Source organism: Pseudomonas sp. LPB4.O (assembly GCF_038383825.1).
GTDB lineage: Bacteria > Pseudomonadota > Gammaproteobacteria > Pseudomonadales > Pseudomonadaceae > Aquipseudomonas > Aquipseudomonas putida.
The window spans coordinates 2,632,782-2,653,376 of sequence record NZ_CP151298.1 but is presented as its reverse complement, the minus strand read 5'-3'; the positions used below and the strand labels follow the sequence as shown (position 1 = coordinate 2,653,376).

The 20,595-nt window shown below is 56.7% G+C and carries 16 protein-coding genes; 7 read left to right on the top strand and 9 right to left on the bottom strand.

Annotated elements, in window-relative coordinates:
• Window positions 1-1,278 (bottom strand): ribulose-bisphosphate carboxylase large subunit family protein, encoded by a 1,278-nt coding sequence (locus MRBLPB4O_RS11870; protein ID WP_341798580.1) that lies wholly within the window; start codon window positions 1,276-1,278, stop codon window positions 1-3.
• Window positions 1,279-1,457: 179 nt separating this feature from the next.
• Here MRBLPB4O_RS11870 and MRBLPB4O_RS11865 point away from each other — a divergent pair, with 179 nt between their 5' ends.
• Window positions 1,458-2,336: a LysR substrate-binding domain-containing protein gene (locus MRBLPB4O_RS11865; protein WP_341798579.1), complete on the top strand. Its 879-nt coding sequence runs from the start codon at window positions 1,458-1,460 to the stop codon at window positions 2,334-2,336.
• A gap of 35 nt (window positions 2,337-2,371) precedes the next feature.
• On the opposite strand, the gene MRBLPB4O_RS11860 is transcribed toward MRBLPB4O_RS11865, so the two are convergent.
• On the bottom strand, window positions 2,372-3,139 hold the full coding sequence (locus MRBLPB4O_RS11860; protein WP_341798578.1) for a 3-oxoacyl-ACP reductase family protein: 768 nt from the start codon (window positions 3,137-3,139) through the stop codon (window positions 2,372-2,374).
• 370 nt (window positions 3,140-3,509) lie between these two features.
• The gene (locus MRBLPB4O_RS11855; RefSeq protein ID WP_341798577.1) at window positions 3,510-4,067 is read right to left on the bottom strand and encodes a nuclear transport factor 2 family protein; all 558 of its coding nucleotides are present in this window, start codon (window positions 4,065-4,067) and stop codon (window positions 3,510-3,512) included.
• 225 nt (window positions 4,068-4,292) lie between these two features.
• On the opposite strand from MRBLPB4O_RS11855, the gene MRBLPB4O_RS11850 reads away from it, so the two are divergent.
• The gene (locus MRBLPB4O_RS11850) at window positions 4,293-5,225 is read left to right on the top strand and encodes an NADP-dependent oxidoreductase (RefSeq protein WP_341798576.1); all 933 of its coding nucleotides are present in this window, start codon (window positions 4,293-4,295) and stop codon (window positions 5,223-5,225) included.
• Window positions 5,226-5,345: 120 nt separating this feature from the next.
• Here MRBLPB4O_RS11850 and MRBLPB4O_RS11845 read toward each other — a convergent pair whose 3' ends face one another.
• Entirely contained in the window at window positions 5,346-5,570 is a 225-nt protein-coding gene (locus MRBLPB4O_RS11845) for a hypothetical protein (protein ID WP_341798575.1), read from the bottom strand.
• 281 nt (window positions 5,571-5,851) lie between these two features.
• Entirely contained in the window at window positions 5,852-6,991 is a 1,140-nt protein-coding gene (locus MRBLPB4O_RS11840; RefSeq protein WP_341798574.1) for a hypothetical protein, read from the bottom strand.
• A gap of 168 nt (window positions 6,992-7,159) precedes the next feature.
• Here MRBLPB4O_RS11840 and MRBLPB4O_RS11835 point away from each other — a divergent pair, with 168 nt between their 5' ends.
• Window positions 7,160-7,858 carry a TetR/AcrR family transcriptional regulator gene (locus MRBLPB4O_RS11835; protein WP_341798573.1) on the top strand — a complete coding sequence of 233 codons (699 nt, stop codon included), beginning with the start codon at window positions 7,160-7,162 and terminating at the stop codon, window positions 7,856-7,858.
• Window positions 7,859-8,331: 473 nt separating this feature from the next.
• The gene (locus tag MRBLPB4O_RS11830) at window positions 8,332-9,231 is read left to right on the top strand and encodes an alpha/beta hydrolase (protein ID WP_341798878.1); all 900 of its coding nucleotides are present in this window, start codon (window positions 8,332-8,334) and stop codon (window positions 9,229-9,231) included.
• Window positions 9,232-9,458: 227 nt separating this feature from the next.
• Here MRBLPB4O_RS11830 and MRBLPB4O_RS11825 read toward each other — a convergent pair whose 3' ends face one another.
• Window positions 9,459-10,028, bottom strand: a complete 570-nt coding sequence (locus MRBLPB4O_RS11825) for a helix-turn-helix domain-containing protein (RefSeq protein WP_341798572.1) — start codon at window positions 10,026-10,028, stop codon at window positions 9,459-9,461.
• A 274-nt stretch (window positions 10,029-10,302) separates the two neighbouring features.
• On the opposite strand from MRBLPB4O_RS11825, the gene MRBLPB4O_RS11820 reads away from it, so the two are divergent.
• Window positions 10,303-11,325, top strand: coding sequence for a hypothetical protein (locus tag MRBLPB4O_RS11820; RefSeq protein ID WP_341798571.1), 1,023 nt, complete (start codon window positions 10,303-10,305; stop codon window positions 11,323-11,325).
• 76 nt (window positions 11,326-11,401) lie between these two features.
• Here MRBLPB4O_RS11820 and MRBLPB4O_RS11815 read toward each other — a convergent pair whose 3' ends face one another.
• Window positions 11,402-12,460 carry a hypothetical protein gene (locus MRBLPB4O_RS11815; protein ID WP_341798570.1) on the bottom strand — a complete coding sequence of 353 codons (1,059 nt, stop codon included), beginning with the start codon at window positions 12,458-12,460 and terminating at the stop codon, window positions 11,402-11,404.
• Window positions 12,461-12,705: 245 nt separating this feature from the next.
• On the opposite strand from MRBLPB4O_RS11815, the gene MRBLPB4O_RS11810 reads away from it, so the two are divergent.
• Both MRBLPB4O_RS11810 and MRBLPB4O_RS11805 read left to right on the top strand, forming a co-directional pair.
• Window positions 12,706-13,632, top strand: a complete 927-nt coding sequence (locus MRBLPB4O_RS11810) for an FCD domain-containing protein (RefSeq protein ID WP_341798569.1) — start codon at window positions 12,706-12,708, stop codon at window positions 13,630-13,632.
• A 169-nt stretch (window positions 13,633-13,801) separates the two neighbouring features.
• Entirely contained in the window at window positions 13,802-14,641 is an 840-nt protein-coding gene (locus tag MRBLPB4O_RS11805; protein WP_341798568.1) for an oxidoreductase, read from the top strand.
• 264 nt (window positions 14,642-14,905) lie between these two features.
• Here the strand turns inward: MRBLPB4O_RS11805 and car are convergent, their stop codons facing one another.
• Both car and MRBLPB4O_RS11795 read right to left on the bottom strand, forming a co-directional pair.
• Window positions 14,906-18,427, bottom strand: a complete 3,522-nt coding sequence (car, locus tag MRBLPB4O_RS11800) for a carboxylic acid reductase (protein WP_341798567.1) — start codon at window positions 18,425-18,427, stop codon at window positions 14,906-14,908.
• A gap of 223 nt (window positions 18,428-18,650) precedes the next feature.
• Window positions 18,651-20,021, bottom strand: a complete 1,371-nt coding sequence (locus MRBLPB4O_RS11795; RefSeq protein ID WP_341798566.1) for a DUF1329 domain-containing protein — start codon at window positions 20,019-20,021, stop codon at window positions 18,651-18,653.
• Between the last annotated feature and the right edge of the window lie 574 nt (window positions 20,022-20,595).

Below are 20,595 nucleotides of genomic sequence, written 5' to 3'. Positions count from 1 at the left end.
TTATTGGCCTCCAAACTTCTGCAGGGCAGCTGACAGGGCTGCCCTACCCTCGGCATAACGCTCCAGAGGCACGTGCTGTACAGCCGCCTCCCAACCTTCACGCATGCTTTGAACGCCTGCTTCGATACCCATTGGATGACCGATGATGCCGCCGCCAGCGAGGTGCATCAGGTCAACGGATTGAAGCCTGTTGAAAAGCTCAGGCGCCTGGGCCGCCCATTGACCGGAGGAGAACACAGGCATCAGGGGACGCATGCCGGCAAATGGGGCAAGGCAGCTCTTCGCAGAAGCGATTACCGAATCGTCCGCCTCATAGAATTTGCCCTGAATACCGTTAACATGCAGATGGTCGATCCCGGCCAACCGCCAGATCTTCTGATACACCTCGAATGAGAACCCTAGTTGGGGGCAGCGGGTCAGAGCCCCCCAGCCATTGCGATGGCCATGAATTGGCAACTGGGCATGCTTTCGGATGTGCTCAACCGCCGAGTGCCCAACCCAATTCAGGCAAAGCATCACGCAGGTACCACCCGCCTCAAGCACTGCATCTTGGCGACGCATCATCTCGTCGATGCTGCCTGAGATGTTGATTGCATACATGGGCATGCGTCCGAGGCGATCTGCATGCTTGTGGAGGACAGGCATCACCGCACTTAGCCGGGCATCAAACGACGCGTAGGCAGGATCAATGAGCAGCTCATCATCCTTGATGAAATCGATACCTCCGGCGCAGAGCTCATCGACCACAGAGGCAGTCTGCTCTGGAGTAAGGCCGATACTCGGCTTGACGATGGTGCCTATGATCGGACGGTCATGAACACCGGCTAACGCCCTGGTGCCTTCGATTCCGAATTGCGGGCCGATGAAGCCAGATGCGAACCGCTCGGGAAGCTCCAGATCTAGCACCCTCAGCCCGCTGACCTCGCCAATCTCAAAGAGATTGCCTGCAATTGTGGTCAGCAACGCAGGGATGTTCGTTCCAATATTAGCCGTGGGGAACGCGATAGTGACCTCACCTCGGTGATACGTCTCAGAGGGGTTGTGGCGGGCCAGGTAATCACTGTGCAGAGAAGCACTTGAAACGGAGGGCAGCGGCTCGATAGCGACTACACGCGCACGAGAGCGTTCTTTAAGCTCCGCCGATTCGCCAGGAAGAGAGAGGAAGGTACCGCTGGATTGCTCCCCTGCGATTACCTCGCTGACCCGTTCAATCGGGTAGCTGCTCTCTACAAAAAATCGGGCAGTAAACTCCTCTCGCCCGGCCTTAAGATCGACCATGATGGGTGCCTCAAATCTATTTGTTATTTTGAATCTGCCCGGAATGTCGCATGGCAGTTTCAAATCAATATACATTGACCCTGCATCAATCCAACCGATATGATTTCCGTCGAGCGTGAGAAAAACTCACATTAGAATTGTTGTCGAGTTCAAGACTCCGGTCCTACAGAGGTGCATAAATGACGTCGCCAGTCAGGCCTTCGCTCAACGCTCTACGAGCCTTTGAAATGATCGCGCGCAAAGGATCGTTCAGTGATGCAGCGGATGCCTTATGCGTGACTCATGGCGCTATTAGCCGTCATGTTCGAAGTCTGGAAGACGCGTTAGGTGTCATTTTGCTCACTCGAAATGCGCACGGCACCAAACTGACCCCAGAGGGATCACGCCTCGCCTCGGGCCTGGCCAGGGCTTTTGCCTTGATACAAGAAAGTATCGATGAGGTTCGCCCCCGCCCGCTTGAGCTGTCCTGCTCCGCCTCGATCATGATGCATTGGCTGCTGCCTCGACTGGCCAGGCTGCATAGCAGTTTTCCCACCATGGAACTGGGCTTGAAGACAGGTCACGGCCCTATTGATTTCGCGCATGAAGGCGTGAGCGTTGCGATACGGCTCGACAGCATCGAACCACCTCCAGGCATAGAACCGATACCATTGACCAATGAATGGATAGGCGCCATCTGTTCGCCTGGGTATCTGGCAGCATCCGGTGTCCTGGAGGTCAGCGACTTGAGTAAAGAGCGCTTACTGACCACGAAAACCCGACCGCACGCATGGAAAGCCTGGTACGCCTCCATTGATAGAGAGGCTGGAGAGCTGCTTGAAATGGAGTATTTCGAGCATTTCTATTTATTGATCCAGGCAGCAAAGCTTGGCTTGGGATTCGCCTGTGTACCACGCATGCTGGTGGAAGCAGAGCTTGAGAGTGGTGCCTTGGTGGCTCCATTTGGCTTTGCGCAAGGCGCAGCAAAATTGGTGCTGTGGGTTTCACCCAATGCAAGGCTGCGTCCCGATACTGCAGATTTGGAAACGTGGTTGAAAAAAGAGATGGCTCAAAGCTAAACAAGCGCCCGTATGGGCGCTTGTGATCTTGCCAATTACAGGTCGCCTGCGCCCCAGGCCAGGAATCCGCCGTCGACAGGCAGAACAATACCATTTACGTAAGCGGCGACGTCAGATGCGAGATAGCTGACCGCGCCGGCAATCTCTTGAGTCGTTCCGTATCGCTTGGCGGGGATAGCATTGCTATACGCCTGGCGGAAGCTGTCGCTGTGCAGTTCTTTGGTCATGGGCGTATCGACCGGGCCCGGTGCAATGGCATTGGCAGTGATGCCATACTCGCTAAGCTCCACGGCCATTTGCCGGGTCAGTGCAATGACTGCACCTTTAGAAGTACCGTAGGCGGTACGGCCCTTGCCCACTGCACGCAAGCCAGCGACCGACGCGATGTTGATAATCCTGCCAAAGCCATTTTTTCGCATGATTTGAGCAGCACGCTGGCAGCACATGAACGTGCCAGTGACGTTGATGTGCAGGGTCTTGTTGAAAACGTCGAGATCAAACTCCAGGAACGGCATGGTCTTGGCGATACCTGCGGAATTCACCAGTACATCGCACCTACCGAACTCGCTATCGATCCAGGAAAATGCATTCGTTACAGAATCCAGCGAGGCTACATCCACCTGGCAAGCGTCTGCCGTGTAGCCCTGCTCTCGGAGCTGTCGAGAGAATCGCTCCGCCGCATCAACGTTGATGTCGCAAATAACGATGTGATGCCCGTCTTTTGCCAGTGATACGGCAGCCTCAGCACCGATACCCATCGCACCGCCTGTTACTACGGCGATTTTCTTGCCTGTGTGGCTCATCGAAACCCTCTCTTGTTATGTTCGCCAAAGCGATATTGGATGGACAGAAGGCTAGAGCCGCACAAGGCATTGCGCAATGGATAAAAACTCGCGCTGAAATCACAAAACCTCACACTACGACGCTGGGTAATAAGGCGTTTGCTGAGCAGGATCGGCAGCAAGGCATCATGCGTTGCTCCCCAAGGCTGGTTTCAAATTATTCTCAACCAGCCTCTGACAACCGATCAGTCGTATAAGATATTTTCGCTGACACTGTGCAACGGCAATACAGCCTTAGCCAGTGCTTCGCCCAGCCCACTTGAAATACCTGTGATCAACCAGTTGCGCTTCAAACACATCGTAAACCCCTATTGTTGGACGACATGGGCCTTCAGAATGGCAATACTGTGCTGGAGCGCGTTACACAGAGCGGACGCTCGTAGGAAGGATCGTTTTTATCCCGAGAAGCGACGCCCGTTGCAGCGTACGCATCAAGTGCTTCCTGAGGCATGGGAAATTCGCCCAGTGCGCCGTTCCATTCAATGACGCATTTACGCGCAGCGATTGCCCACCGGCCGTCGCGCTTCTCAAAACGGTCGATGTACCGACCGCCGCTCAGGGTCAGCCCTGGCCCGATTTGGTTCTTGCCCGAAAACAGCCAATAGGTCTCGGTATGCGCTGTATCACCGTCGAGCTCGCAACGGTGGTTGAGGACGTAGTGTTTGTGGGTGTGTTGGTATTTCGCGTGGTAAGCGAAAGCCCAATCAATGAAGGCCTCGACTGGCCCGACAAAGGCGCCGTGGTCATCCATGGCATCAGAATGGTACACGCCCCTCACCATGTCTCGGTCAAACCGGTCAACACCGCTGCAATACCGAACGATGCAGTCATGGATTTTCTGCCGGTCAATCAGTTCCTGCAGTTCGGGTGCAATGGCTGCGCTGTTCATGGCTCTTCCTTATTTTTGTTGATGAGAATTCGCTTCACCACTGAATCTGATCGTGCGAATATCAGAACAAGGGGCGTATAGTGGAACACGAAAACAATAGCATCCTCATGCCACCTGCGCCTCTGCTTTCTGCTGTCCAACACAACTGGGCGCGTACGCAGCGTGACGGGATGACAATTATCTACCGGGCGATCGTTGACCCCGGGCCTAATGAGGGGACATGGAATGAAAGCCATCCGCTTCCACCACTACGGTGGCCCTGACCTGCTGGTGCTGGATGACGTACCGGCCCCGAATCTTTGCGCAGGCGAAGTCCTGGTGCGGATTCAGGCCGCAGGCGTCAATCCAGCCGACTACAAGTTCCGCGCCGGCTGGTTCAAGGATTTCGTAAACCTCACCCTGCCCTTCATACCCGGAGCGGATTTCTCCGGAACGGTCGAGCGGGTTGGTCCAGGCGTCCAGGGCTTCAAGCCAGGCGATGAAGTATTCGGCATGCGGGACGTCCAGGTGGGCGGAAGCTATGCCCAGTACATCGCCGTGCGCAGTGATGCAATTGCCTTGAAGCCAAGACGGTTGAGCCACACCCAGGCAGCCGGCGTGCCGCTGGCCGCCCTGACGGCCTGGAGCGCCTTGTTCGACCACGCCGAGCTCAAACGGGGGCAGCGAGTGCTCATTCATGCAGCCTCGGGAGGCGTAGGCGTGTTTGCGGTTCAGCTGGCCAAACTTGCCGGCACTGAAGTCATAGCAACAACCTCTACAGACAACGTCGAGCTGGTACGTTCGCTGGGTGCTGACCAGGTCATCGATTACCGAATAGCTGACTTCGCCAGCACCGTGAAAGACATCGACATTGTGCTTGACACTTTGGGCGGCGAAACCCAAGTCAAATCGATGGAAGTCCTGCGCACCGATGGCTTGATCGTGACCCTGCAACCGCCTGGGATCGAGGCCATGCTCGCAAAACAGCTGAAGGTACGCACGGCGCTGGTCGAGGTCGCGGCAAATGGCAAACGCATCGCTAAGCTTGCCTCGCTTCTGGACGACGGTGTGCTCACGCCCATCATTGACCAGGTCCTTCCCCTGGCCCAAGCAGGTCAGGCGCATGTACGCAGCGAGTCCGGCCGGGCAAGAGGCAAGATCGTGCTGACGGTAGACTGACTGATCGGCAAACCCATTTCCGTCCGCGATCACCCAGGGGAACAACACGATGTTGAGATTCGATGGGCAAGTCGCGCTCATTACCGGGCGCGGCGCGGCATAGGCCGACAGCATGCCATTTCACTCGCTGAACGCGGGGCTTTGGTCGTGGTTAATGACTATGGTGTGGATGGGCGCGGCGAGCACGGTGGTAATACTGGCCCTGCCGATTCGGTGGTGGCAGAAATTCGCGCCACCGGCGGCCAAACCATGGCGGCCTGCTGCGATATCGGTGACCGTGCCCAAGCTGAACAGATGGTGGATGCGGTTATCGCGCAATGGGGCAGGATTGACATGCTGATCCATAACGCGAGCACTTATGCCGACCTTGGGGCGCCTCATTCACTCTGGAGACGATGTCGCCGGAGAGCTTGCTCGAGGCCTTGCCGCGTATTCTCGATGAATCGGGTTACGCAGTGCCGAAGAGCTCCGATCAATCGGGCGCGAGGCTGTCGGCCGGTATCGCCGCGGTCAACCCCGAATTTGCCGAGGCATTGGCTGCGGCGAAACGCGATCGCGCTGTAAGTCGATAAATAGCCCGACAGGCGATCGACTCACCGAGCCAATCGCCTTTTGAGTGTTCTCGATCAGACAGGCTTCTTGGCAGCAGCCCCTGCGATGGTCTCAGTGGCTGTCAGGACCGTGCGGCAGAAGGAGTTTACCGTCAGGTGCTGGTGCAACTGAATCGTTCGGCCGTCCGGCAATTCGACTGTGCCGCTCATGGTCGACAACAGGTAGCAGTACATGCGTGTGCCATGCGCTGTCGGCCAGTGGCTGTATGCTCGACCATGAGCGGCGATATCAACGGCAACCTTGCAACCCTCACGCTCCATGTCCAGCCTCCATTTGACCGGCAGGTTCATACCGGTCCGCGGGTCTTCCCATTTCTCTGTTACTTCGAAGCGAATCGACCCTGCATCGCCCTGCGATGAAATATTGACCTGTTCGTGCTCGCCGTATTTGACAAAACCGAGCTGCATCGTGTCATTGACCTGGAAGAAATTAACCTTCACGTCACCATCGATGGTGTAAAGCCACCACATCCAATTGGGCGCCGGAAGGTTCTTGACCGGGTCGTTCATCTGCCCCGTCAGAATGTGCTCGCGCACGCCATAAGCGTTTGTAAGCTCCAGCGTCTGTTCAGGTAGCGTGATCGAGCCATTGACACTCACGAAGGTATCGTAGCCAGCACGATCCGCTTGAGCGGCGTTGTTGAACGGCCCCCAGTTCCAGAGCGGCGTGCCGTTTTGCTCATAGGCAAGGTCAAACTGGGCCCCCCCGGCCTCCCCTTTCAGTGCCCAGTGCGGGGGGGCCGCCTCGAAGCGCAGCCCTTTGAAGTCCCACGTGACCTTCTCATCGGTACGGGTCACCTTCAGCTGGTCCATCGATAAGCGCTCTGTGGGTGTCCAGCCCACGCGCAGGAAGTTGTTGTCACTCATCGTGCCTCGTTGAGCCCGGGGCACTACGATGAGCTGAATCTCCCGCTCGGCGCTCAGGCCTTTGCCCCAGATGCCTTCGCCATTGCCCGACAGCGCATAACCCGCGGCCCACAGAAGCACGTCGTAATCGCCAGCCTGGCCGACCACACCTAACGCCGTCTCTTCCCAGAAGTCGGTCTCGGTAGAGGGTTTGGACAGTGATTCGAAATGGGTTCCCTCATCGTCAAGGGTAATCGCCGCATGGGAATGCTTGATGGACGTGTACTTGGAATTGTAATCATCGCTCATTGATCAGTCCTTTTCGATTATCGTGCTTCGGGGTGTCGTCGGTCATAGGCGACAAGCAGAGGTAGCAGACTGAGAATCTACAGGCTCATAATCGTAAAGTATACTCACGGGTTCCGTTTCTTCTTGAAGGACTTGCTGATCATTGGCGCAATTTGAAGGGATACAGGATTGAAACGAGCAGCTACAGAAGAGGCACAGCAGGCGCCTGCCCTGCTTGAAGGCCGTTCCAGCAAAGGGGGGCGACCCAGCCGCGAGGTTGCCGCGCAGCTACGCAATCATCTACTGGAGGTGGCACTGCGCGCCTACTGCCAGCACGGGCTTGATGGCGTGACGCTGAGCGAGATTGCCCAGGAGGCACAGGTATCCAAACGCACGCTCTATACACGCTTCAAGGACCGTGAAACGCTGTTGGTGGACGCGATAGAGCATGGTATCGAGCGGTTGATCACCCCGATCTCGACTGCGATACCCGACGGAACGCTTCGAGATCAGCTGCTTTTTCTAGGCGGCGAGATGATGCAGATTTCGCTGCGCCCTGAGGTGATCGGCCTGGAACGGCTCATAGCCTTGGTGCAATACCGGATACCCGATGTCTACCAGCGCGTATCCGGTACCATTCAGAAAGGGCGACTGTCGTTGATCGAGTCTCTACTAAGCTCGGCTGCCGATAGAGGTGAGATCGAGGAAGAGTCGATTCACATCGCCGCCTCGATCGTCTTCGACATTCTCGTCACTCAGCCCAGGCGGGAGTTACTGGCGAACCCGATTGCCAAGGGTGATGCGACGATGATGAAAGCCTACCTGCAAAAGGCCATAGATCTGATGCTGTACGGCATTTATCTTCGACCCCAGCAGGTTTCGGCGTAGGCCCATAGCGGCGTTCGTGACCGGTCGTAACCGGTCACAAATACCACATCAGCCACCCTCCGCATACGGCGGGCGTTGCCACCCTCAGTCATCAGCGTCCTGGCGCGTTGACACGCAAACTCGCTGTATTTACATTAACGAACAGTGTTCATGATGGCGCATGGCGACGGGGTCGACCCTCATACAAATCACGAAACCAAGGCCGCAACCACAGGCCCATTGGGCAGCTGAGGATGTGGGGTTCTTGCGACGATGCTGGGCTACTACCGCAATCTTGTCTAAACCGCTGAACGGCCTGCCTACGCTGGACCGTCAGTGGCGATCCGGATCGGAGGCAGCGACGGAGCACTGCTCGTGCTCGGGCGGCAGAAGGACATAATGATTCGCGCCGGCGTCACGTTAACCCGCCGAGGTTGAACGGCGAAGAAGATATCGTGGCCATCACGGCAACAGACCCAGGAGACAGCGTGCACATGCATCAAAAACCAGGCGCACCTCAATACGTTGCCCCACCCGAGTGGCTTTTGCGCGCTGTCTCAGCCCCGAGCATATCCCACTTTGTCCAACACCCGGATGTACGCCTGCACTATCGCAGCTGGAACGCCAGCGACGCCAACAAGCCCGTACTGCTTTTCGCCCACGGTTATCGGGCTAACAGCCACTGGTGGGACTTCATCGCTCCCTATTTCATCGATCATTACCGGGTTTTCGCGATGGACTTTTCGGGCATGGGTGAAAGCGGCCCGCGAGCGCAGTACTCCCCAGAAGCCTTCACTGAAGATCTGACCGTCATCCTGGAGACCGACCTTGGCCCGGCTACAGTTATTGCCCACAGTTACGGCGGCCTGCGCACACTGCGTGCATGCGCCGATCGTCCGGATCTGATCCGGCATGCGATTATCCTCGACAGCCGGGTGCGCTTTCTGGACGTGGACAGCGGTCAGACTATCTCGACCCCTTCGCCAAGAAGCGGGAGCACCCAGCTGCACCCCAGCTACGAGGCCATTCGCCAACGCTACCGCGTGCTCCCGGAACAACCGCTCCCCCTCTACGATCTGTTCGAGCACGTTGCCTTTCACTCCATTGAAGAGGTTGAGGGAGGCTGGCGCTGGCGCGCCGATTCCGCGCTGCCCTACACCCTTGTCGAGTGCGACGGCAGCGCGTTACTCAGACGCATCGACGTGCCGGTGGACTACGTGTACGGCGAAGGAAGCAGCGTTGTAGAGCCTTGGCGCGCCGAGAGAATCGCCTCGCTTCTGCGTTATTCTCGGGGTGCGATCTGTATTCCCCAGGGCCATCACCATCTAATGCTCGATCAACCGCTTACGCTGGTCGCGGTATTACGCGCCCTGCTGATCAATCGGCCAGCGTGACTGGCAGCCAAAGTGCGCTTGCTACCTGCCATTCGTACACAGCGGTGAGTGAATTTTCCAGCATGAGCTAGAGCGTGTGCCGTTGGTGGTCCTGACGAATATCGATCTGAAGGGACGTTAGGAAACCCTGTAAATCCTGAGCAGCCTTTTGAATCGCCCAGGAAAAGGTGTCGCGCCTTCTACCTTCATTTCAAAGGCGCGCTCTACCCGTGCAAATGCCAACTTCATCATGTCGTCGAAATTCGAGCCCCAGCGGTGATGAAGTCAACCACTCGGTCAACGTCTGGAACCTGTTGCTTCCCGTCCCTTAGCCGCTCTCGAATGGGGGCGAGCACCAGCAACGAATAAAACGCCTGTGCGGAAATTGCCGACTCCTTGGCCCCCGCCTCTGAGAGCAAGGTCTGAACGATGGAGGTAGCTCGCTCATATCCGGCCCTGTGCAGCGAATCAAGCAGTTCGGGGAAGCGCTGGGCGGTCGTCGCCATGCTCCGATCCAAGGATAAGGTGTCCGGATTAACAGCCTGCTCTACGAAGACATGACCCAACATTTGTAACCGTGCACGCAAACTCAAGCTAGGGTCGCTTGCAAATCGCTCCAGCACCGCCTCTACCGCAGCGAAGCTACGAGCGGTATGGTCGGCTACCACCGCCGCAAACAGCAGCTCTTTCTTGGGGTAGCGTAGATAAAGCGTCCGCTTGGACACGCGAGCCTCCATCGCAATGGCGTCCATGGTTGTCAGATCGTATCCGCTGGCGACGAAAAGCCGACAAGCAATATCGAGCAGATGCTGCTCCATGCGCGGAGCATCCGCTCGCGATGGGCGGCCTCTGCGCGGCTTGTGAAGCTCCTCGGATGCTGTTGCTGCGTGGCCAGAAATAGGCTCGTTAGTCTGCTTCATGTACAAGTAACCCTTGATAAAGATACAGCCTCGTACCATTATGGTCCGAGCCGCGGCCCGCTTGCTCGCTTCGAACGGCCTTGGTGAATCCTGCGATTAGTCTCTGCGGTGCACCTGTCAATCACTGATCCCGACACCACTGCAGGGTTTCACATAAGGGAGAATACTGCACATGTCCACTCTGCAATGGCCTCAACGAGGTAACTTCGGGTACAAGGCACTTGTCGGGCCTCATTTATATGAGCCCGAACGATTGATTGAAACCCGGGGTTATTTTGGTCTTGGTTGGGAAGGCGCGCTGCACTATGGGACGCTGCGAGACAACGAAGGTCATCTGTATTCCCTCACCCGGCGCTTCTGCGATACGAGCAAGGGAGGGCGTGACACTCTGATCATCCAGTCAACGCGCAATGCTGAGGGATGCTTGCATTTCGATACCCCGCTATTCCAAAGCGCCGCCTCAGGCAAGAATGTCGTCAGCGGCGTTGAGAACGGTATCGCATTTCGTCGTAGCCCAGCCGACGCTGATGGCGCCGCCTATGAGATCGTCTACGGCTCGGACACCCTGCAGTGGCGCGAGCAGGGTGTAATGGAACTTGACGGTATACTCTGTGGCCCCGGCCTGCATTGGTATTTGCCGCAGACTGACTCCGGCATCTATTACGCTTCTGCCATGTTCCAGGTCAGCGGTAAGCTGGCAGGTCGGGATGTTCGAGGCTTCGTCTGCGCCGACACGGTGTTCATGCGCGAAGACGCGATGTTGTATGGCAAAGGCGATCCAATGGCCGGCGACCATACACACGTCACCTGGTACACGTGGGGAACGCGCTATAAGGATGGCTCATTTGAAGGAGGCCACTTTAGCGCCGGACATGACCGATGGGGTTTCGCACTGATAACCACGGACCAACAGGTAGTCACCACCTGCACCGATGTCGAAGCCATCGTAAAGTCTGGCCCCGATCGAAACTTCCCAGAGGCCATTTACCTGCGCGCCGCGGACTCGCTATGGGAATTCATCCCTGATCCGAAAGGGCGCATGCCTGATTTTCTTGGGAAATCTCAGCCATCCACCCCGCAGAACGAAGGCCGCTGGCGCCGAGTAGGCGACACCAGGGAACCAGAGACTTACTGGGCTTGGGGCGAAACCAGTCCGCTTACCGGCACCGAGCGCAAACTCCGATTCAGACTCTGAAACACCTGAAAGGTCAAGGCGAATTCTTCGCCTTGACCTTCTACATCAGCTGAGAGTGGGTCCCGGGTCCAAGACATTAGTATTTCTTGAAGTCGACACCAATTCGCTCGCCAAGATCAATGAAGCGGTTGACCGGTTGATGGCCGTTTTCTGGCGCTGCCTCTCCCCAGGCAAACCAAACATCCGGCTCGCGAGTATCCCCGACTCGACGCCAGCGACCATCTACCTGCGGATTCTTCAGTGTGCCCAACCCCACCAAGCGGCCCTTGGGGTCAGGAATGAATTCCCATTCTTCACCAAACGCGCTGTAGCGGATGCCTTCTTGCCAATAACCATTGGCGCCGAAATCCACTTTACCGGTGACATCGTAGGTGAAGCGAACTTCACCTCGTTCGTTGGTGAGAATGGCGAATCCAAACTGATCATTACCCAGCGTGAAGTGGCCGGCATCAATACTGCCGTCTTTGTAACGGGTGGCCCACGTGTACCAGACCAACTCGAGCTTTTCCTGCACCAAGGCGTCCTTGGTCTTGTAGATCTCGCCGCCCTCATACATGTAGATGGGATCAAATCCGATCATCCCGCGCACTTTTTTACCCAGGATGGTCCCTTCCATTTCAAAAATATTGGCTACGTAGTACATGCCTGCGTCGGCGCCGGGGAGGTACCAGTGCATGCCCGGCTTGACGAGCGTCCCGCGTATGTCCATGACCCCCTCTTCTTGCCAGCTGCAGTCTTCTGGACTCCAGGTAACGTGAAATGGGTTGCCAGCCATATCGGGATCACTTCGCCAGTGAACATGATCGGTCTCGAGCGTCCGGCGGCAGTTGTCGTTGGGTACAGAGTCGCGGCCAGCAGGATGCATGTGCATACCATCTTCATGACCTGCTGTGGTCAGCAGATAAAAACGTCGGCGCGAGTCTTTTGCGTCTCCAGGCAGGCCAGCAGGGATGCGGCGCATGGCGGTATAAATTTCACCGTCCTCGTCGCGGAACGTCCCCCACAGATAAAGGGCTTCCGGTGGCATACCGAAATAGGCGCGATTGGACATCATGTCCTCAAGGGTGGGCTCAAAGGCGCTCACGAGAGGCTGCCAGCCAAATCCGCCGCGACGAGGGCGAGTTAGGTTCACCATATAGATTTTCCTTTTTGTTTGTGAGGTCTCGATTCCGGGCCGCTGGGGCTTGTGGCAAGATTAAAGGCACCTATTTTTTGACGCAAAGCCTTTTGAACCGTGGCTAAATGCGCCGAGGTTAATTTCAATGCAATGGCTTGCACGCTTGGGGCCTTGCCATTGATGTATAACGGTTTTTAAGTAGGCAGACTCATGAATGCGTACTAAAAATATTTATCGTTACATGTAACGTGAGGGTGATTCACTTGCCAAAATCAACTGCAGAGCGTGTTGCTAGCTTTCGTGCGCGAAAGAAATCTGAAGGATTTACCACTGTGTCCTTGCTGATACCCACGCAAGACACCGAAATGTTTGCGGAGCTCGCAGCTCAGCGACGCAAGCAGCGAAGCGAGCAGCCTGAGAGCGAATTCTCATCGCGTCAGTGGCTGGCAGCTGTGGCACTGCATGCCCGAGCACAGAGCGCGGACGGGGAACAAGCAGCTAAGGGGCTAAGGCAAGGGTTGAGCCAGGCTGAAGCACTTGTTGGCGAAATCATGAAGCGTATCTATCAACTCGGATGGCCCGTAGGACTGCCCTTGGGGTCACAGTCGGACTTGATGCAAGAATACAAGGTCAGTCGCGCTGTTTTACGACAGGCAATACGTTTACTTGAGCATGATTCCATAGCGACGGTCCAACGAGGCGCAGGCGGCGGCCTGGTGGTAGCTAGGCCCGACCTGCAGGCCACCACACGTGCTATCAAAGTTTATTTGGAGTACGCGAAAATTGGCCCAGGTGAAATTTTGGCTACGCGGCAGACCCTGGAGGCCGCCACGGTAAATCTAGTGGTTGCACGTTTGAATCACGAAGGGGAGCTGCGCCTGAGGGAGCAAATTGCAGCTGAGGAGGCGTTGGATGGTCGGGCGGGCGCTGATGAGCTTTTGCAGTTTCATTTCTTACTCGGTGAATTGTGTGGCGATGCGGCCTTGCGCCTGTTCACCTCCGTGGTCTTGCAATTAGCGAATGCGCATTCGACTTTCCATTTTCGCTCTTTGCATGACCGAAATGCGGTGGTTAAACGGGTTAAACGTCTGCATGCACGAATCGCTGAGGCACTTATCGCACGCGACAAAGAACAGGCATTGGCCTTAATGGATCACTATATCGGCGGTATCAAAGCTTGGTTGACCTGAGCCGGTGCGAGTGATGACGCTGATTTCATACGTCTGGTTGTTCGCGATTTTGCTAAGGCTCAAGCTCCGCCGCTCTGAATTTTTCAGATGGGTATTGTGAATGGTGTTCACAAATGCGTATGTTAGAGCATCAAGCCCGCAATATCCATAAAAGAGAAGGAGCTTTAGCATGTCTTCGATTCGAAAGTGGTTGATTACTGGCGTATCAAGTGGTCTTGGAGAGGCGTTGGCCAAGGCCGTACTGGCGCGTGGCGATGTGGTCATTGGTACGCTGCGACAGCCTGGGCAAATGCAGGCATTCGAAGCCCTCGCTCCTGGGCGCGCCCATGCGCTGGAATTGGACCTGCGCGATTATGCACGGGTGGTGGAGCGCATCACCGAGATAGCGCAGCAGCATGGAGGGGTCGACGTTCTCGTGAACAACGCCGGCTACGGTCTTGCCGGTGCTCTGGAGGAAGTCAGCGAGCGCGAAGCGCGTGAGCAGATGGAGACGAATTTTTTTGGCGCCCTGGCGGCAACTCAAGCGGTGCTGCCATCGATGCGGTCAAAACGCTGGGGGCATGTAGTTAACATCACCTCCATGGCCGGTTTCATGGGAATTCCCGGCATGCCAATTTATAGCGCTTCCAAGTTCGCCCTTGAAGGGCTCGGGGCCGCCCTCGCCGCCGAAGCAGGGCCGCTAGGGATTCGCGTTACCAATGTCGAGCCAGGCGCCCTACGCACCCGATGGGCTTCTGGCGACGCCATCGTACGCTCGGAGCGGGTGATCGACGATTACCAGCGTACGGCCGGTGCAGTGCGCGGCGGGCTGGCGAAACTGGATGGTCGTCAAGACGGTGACCCTGCCAAGGCGGCACTGGCGATTCTGGCCGCAGTCGACGCAGAACACCCGCCCTTGCATCTGCCGGTTCATCCCAGCGCTTTCAGTACCTACAAATCGATCCTGCAGGCTACTAGCGACCAGCTGGATACCTGGCGCGAAGTCAGCGAAAACATCCTATACGACTGATTGCCCAGGGTCCTTGTAATCAAGCGCCTCTACCACGGCCATCACCGTGCCGTGGTGGAGCGTTATTGGTGCAAAGCGCCGCAGCCTTGACTCAGTGGTACATGCCGAATTGACCCCGCACTCTCCTGAGCCGCGCCAAGTTTGCTTGAAGCTGCGCCGCGATAATTCAATGGATGTCGGCGCGTTCCGGGAACGCGCCGCCTCCGCTTTCAATCAATGGTCTTTAGCTCTGCCCCCGTACTGTAGGGCACCTGTCGAAGTTGCCTATACCAGCCCCAAGTGGTTGAGATCCGCCAGATATTTGCCAATGAACGCAGCTGAAAGATGAGGAATATCTCCGCCCGGGCCGACGCCGAACTTGCGCACGTCTCGCTGGAACTGCGTCGCTGATACCCAAGCGCCAGCCGTGCGCGGCATCGGCTTGCGCAACTGGTGTAACAGCGGCAGGAAAGACTGTTGCCGCTGCTTCTCCGGCAGGCCACGCAGCACAGTCTCGAAGCGCGTGAACCAGTTATCGTAATTATCAATACGCTGAATCGGATACCCAGCGCTTATTGCCCAGTCGACAAACGTGTCCATCGAAATGCCGTCTTCGTGCGGATTGATCACGTGATAAGTTTGGTAGCCATCGCCTGCCTCGGCGCCCAGCACAGTGATAGCCTTGGCGGTGAAGTCCACCGGCAAGCCGTCGTAATGAGGCTCATCTGTACCCTGCGCGTAGAACGAACGTGGCGCTAAGCCCGTGCGCACTACACTGGACAACCAACGGGTGAACATGTCGGAGGCATTGAGCTGCCCGTGATAAACGCTGTGCGCCAGGATCATGTCCGATCTGAACACCACCACCGGTAAGCCAAAGCGCTCGTGGGCGTCGCGCAGCAGTACTTCGCCGGCCCACTTGCTGTTTGCGTAGCCGTCGGCATATCTCTCAGTCTCGAGGGGGCGCACTGGGCTGGCCTCGCGGACGTCGGCTTCCTCATCAATGACACCGCCGGGGATCGCTGCGGCCGCTACGGTGGAGACATAGTGAATCGGCTTCACGCGCTTGCTCAATGCCAGCCTTATCAGTTCGGCGGTGCCCGCAACGTTGGGGCCGAATAGTTGCGCATACGGCAGCACATGATTGACAAAGGCAGCAGGATGGACGATGACGTCCACTGTCTCTGCTAGCGACTGCCAATCACTGGCGCTCAGACCCAAATCCGGCTCGCCCAGATCGCCAGGGAGTACGTATAGGTATTTGTCGGCGAGGGTCTCAAAGTGCTGCTTGAGCTGCGCGTCGCCGCTCTCGAACGCTTCAGCAATGCGTTGGCGCGCTGAGTCGGCATCTCGCCCACGGGCGATGCAAATGACCTGGCCGCCAACCGCCGCCATGCGCTCCAGCCACTCCAGGCAGAGAAAATGCCCCAGATAGCCGTTCGCGCCGGTGACCAGCACCGTACGCGGCTCCCTGGACGGTGGCGTTGCATGGGACGCTTCTTTCAGTGTCCTGGCATCGAAGAAGTTATCAAGAACCAGGTCGCTGGCGCGAATCTCGGTGGCACCGCGACCGTGAACAGAAGCGAAGGTCGGGTGTTGGAACGTCTCGTCCAGGGCACGTTCTATGTACTGCGCCACCTGCCCCAGGTTGCCCGTCGGATGGTTGATCACGCTGGCAGGTACTTCGACTTCGTAGATGTCTTCCAGCAATACAGAGCAGGAGAGCGCAGACAAAGAGTCACCACCTAGCTCTGTAAAGCTCGCTTGGGTTTGCGGGTCGAGCACTTCCATGCCCAGCGTCGCCTGCACGGCACGCACAATCGTCTCAAAGATCGGTGCACTGCGGCCCTCACGGCGCAGCGCTTGAAGTTTGTCAGCCTGACGGGTCGCAATGTCATCATAGAGCTGCTCCAGACGGGCGGCGTAGCGCTCCTTGAACTTGGGGCGCTGGTATTTGCCGATGCCAGTCAGCAGGCCGTTTTCAACGCTGAACGGTGTATGTTCTAACAGGAAGTCCCTCGGCACCTCGTAGGCGTTGAGCTGCTCGTCGCGAGCAACCTTCTTGACCGCTTCGCGCAGCGCAGCCTTGAGCGCAGCTTCGTCGTTGATGCCCATATCCCGAGCCGTCTGCTCGTTCGCCACTAAAACGCCTAGCAGGAACGAGCGCTCGCTGGTGCCATAGAGATACACCTGGCGAATCAGTGGGTGACCGTTGGTGAACACTGCCTCCAACCTCGCGATGGCGACGAACTCGCCCTGGGACAGCTTGATGACGTTGTTGCGGCGGTCGAGGTACACGAGCTCATCCACCGCCGTTTCTGCCATGATATCGCCAGTTTTGTAGTAACCGTCTTCGTCGAAGACTGAGTTGGTCACTTCAGGCCGCTGATAATACCCCAGCATCATGGAGTGAGTCTTGATCAGTAGCTCGCCACGGGGATGTGGCTTGTCGGTGGTGAAATAGCCAAGTTCCGGGACGTCGATGAGTTTGTAGTCGATGATCGGTGGTCGCAGTAAGCGGTTATTACGCGAAACGCCGGAAACTTCGGTAGCCCCATAGAACTCGTCCATCCGAAAGCCCAGACAGTTTTCCATGAAGAGGCGTAATTCGGGGGCTAGCGGTGCGGAACCGAAACTGCCGCTGAGCAGGCGTCCGCCGAGCAGGACATTTCGAATTTCGCCCATCAGTTGGTCTCGCAGGGCCTCGGTCTCATTGCACCCGGCACTGCGGCGCTCCAGCTGAGTCTGATAGTGTTGATAGACCATCTCGCAGATCCGCGGCACGATGGCCATGACAGTTGGCCGCACACGCTGGATGTCATTGAACAACTCAGAAAGGTCGCTCTTCGCAGTGAAATAGCAGGTACCACCACTGCCTAGTGTACTGAATACGCCACTTCGGCCAAATGAGTGGTTCATCGGCATGTAGTGCATATAAATGAGAGGAATAGGAGCATTCAGACGCCAGTTAGGCATCAGCATCGATTCCGGATACATGGCGCCTTTGGGCAGGCCAGTACTTCCTGAGGTGTAGTACAGCGTGGATAAGCGGTTGCCTGTTACTTGTTCTGCGAATAGCTGTGGCACGGGGAGTTTCGTGCCCATGTCGCAGGCGTCCTCCAGTGTCAGCACCAGATCCTTCAGGCCGGCCGCCGATAGCTCGGCCTGGGCGGCGGCCAATGCTTCGCGGTGGTCATCTATTTGCTCATCGTAGTCCAATAGCAGCACGCCTAACGGGCGATGGCCCTGCAGTACCAGCTGCACTGTATTGTGCAGGCATTCCAGGCTGGTGGCGAACCAGCGCGGCTGCACTTCCTTGACGATCTCAGTCAGTTGACTCAAAGGGGCATTGGTCTGTAAGGGGACGACCACGACGCCGTTATGAATGGCCGCCAGGTCGACGGTGACGAACTCGCTCCCGGCAAACGCGATAATGCAGAGGAAATCATTAGCCCCCAGCTGTCGGGCTTCATCCTGCTGCCAGAGACTGGCCAAGGCCTTGGCACGCCTCCAGAGTTCAGCGTACGAGAGGGTTGTGAATTCTTGCAGCAGACGCTGGCTGACTCGCCCGTTAACCGGGTCGGTGACACGCTCGATACAGCGTTGAGCCAATGCAGGGCGGTCTGAATAGCCCTCCATGCACAGTGCGACCGTTTGCGCCAATCCTAAGGCAGGGTTGAGCTTGGCTTCGTTGACTGGCGTAAGGGGCATGGCCTCGCGCAACTGAGCATCGCCTGTTACCAGTGCCTTGATGTGTTCCGAGAGATTGAGAGGCGCTGATTGTAATTGCGGGTTGGTGGTCTGCATTTCTTTTCCTATGGGTAGGTCGCCCCATTGGCACCTGAGCATGGCCTAAGTGGACTCGCAGTGCGCGAAAGGCATTATCGTTCCTTTATATGAACGCTGTTCAAATATAGTATATGAGCGTCTTCTGAACGGTCGTTCCTCGCCACACAGAGTCTGGCGTCGTCGATTCGCGGCCCATGCTGCCGAACGCCAGCAGCACTTGAGCCTGCTGCTGGCGTACTAATCAGCGCTGGGATTGACGAGCCAGTGACTCTGGGGTGAAGAATTGAACAGGTTGCATATTGGCCTGAGGAAATATCCCGTTGCGTGCGCCGCCGCTGATGCTGCTGTGGTAGTAGACACCGGTGGCGAAATCAAACAACCAGGTCGACGATGCATGCGGAATCTGCTTGTCATACATCTGGTAGGAAGGCATGTAGATGCCCTTGGCGAGTTTGCCGGACGCATCCCAAGCATCCGACATACCAGCAGAGCGAATGTCCTCATCGTAGTAATAGCGGCGCTTGGGCTGAACATGACGCATGCCGGGCTTAAGTGTCGCCTCGACCACATGCACACGATGCAACTCCCAGCGCACGGCTTCCGGATTGGGGTGATTAGGCTTCAGGAGGTCATCAGGCGTGGATGCCGACCAATCGTAGTTGTTGTACGGGATGATCATCTCTTTCTTGCCCACGTACTTGAAATCGTAACGGTCTTGCTTGCCCGAGAATCCGTAGATTTCGTCGTAAAGCATGGCTCCGCCGGAGGTGGAAACCGGGAAGTCGTACTCGGCGTCCGGTGAGCGCCGTACCCGCCGTTGGCCTGGGGAGTAATTCCAAGTAGGGTTTGGTGTTGCGACTGGATTGAGATAGAACCGCTGCAGATTGCCTTCGCCCACGTTACGAGAGGGGGCAGTGTATATGTTCAGCTGGGTCAGGTAGGTGCCGATGGACGCGAACTTCTCTATGTCCAGCGCCTTGTTGTAGTACTGAGAGTCCGCACGGTTGTTGATGCCCCCGGTCAGCACGCGATTGCCTCTGGCATCGACGTACCAACCTTCACCCTTGGTGATGTTGGAGACGCCCTTGAAGTGCAACAAGGCGTTCCAGACGACCTCGTTGCCCGTCTTGGGAATTGGGAACGGTACGCCGCCGAAGCAGCCTTCAACTGCCAAGCCATTCTCGATTGTCTTGCAGCGGGTAGCATTCGCGACGCTGTTTTGGTTCACCCAGTCCGGGTAGTTCGCGGACCGGTGGGTGGGATAAACCGGGACCGTGTAGGTTTCCGGAAAGCGCTTGAGCAGGGCCTTGGTGCTTTCGGAAAGCTTGTCCGCATACTGGTCGACGTTCTTTCCCGTAATGACGTATATCGGCTTCTCATCGGCGAACGGGTTAGCCCAATGCCCGGTATCCGGCTTGAATCCAGCCGGCTTCGTTGAAGTGGAAAGCCCTCCGGTGTAGGCGGGAATTGTCCCGTCCTTGTTACCTGCGACTTCAGCACCCCAGGGAGTCAGTGAGTTACCCAACTCAGCGGCCTCCTGGGGTGATACGGCGGCATGAGCGGCACTGGCTGAAAGAATGGCGATAGCCAGTGTTGGAGTCATTATTTTCATGCGGGAACTCCCGATAGGAACGCAGTTTGGTAATTCGTCGGCTCGGATTGTTCTGCTGTCGGTGGACCTGACCCGTTGCAGGCGGTCGAGCGGGAGTAGGAGAACCAGGCATCTCTCTTTTTCATCTGAATTGCTCTCTGAATTTTTGTTCTTGTTTTCATTCGAGGTGCAGTAGGGATTTTCCTTTTTGTTTTTGAGGCCTCGGTTTCAGGCCGTGAAAACATACAGCAAGGTTAAAGGCACCTATTTTTCGACGCAAAGGCTTTTGTGCTGTCGCTGAATTCGCCAAGCCCTCTGTAGGACAAATAGGCCGCTTAACAGTGAGCATTATCGTTGTTGTGTAAGGGTTTTTAAGGGGTTAACCACTTTTTTGGTGCTGAGCATTTTTTTTGCGTTACATGTAACTAATAGGTGAGAGCCTTTGCCAAAACGACTGCAGAACGCGTTGCCAACTTTAGGGCGAGTTGCGTCTGCGAGCTGATTTGGGCGCTCGACACAGTCAGCTCTAGGCCTCGCGCCACCTGGCGCAGCTTCAAACCTGCGGGTTGCTAAGATCGTCGGCAGGTTTCCTGTT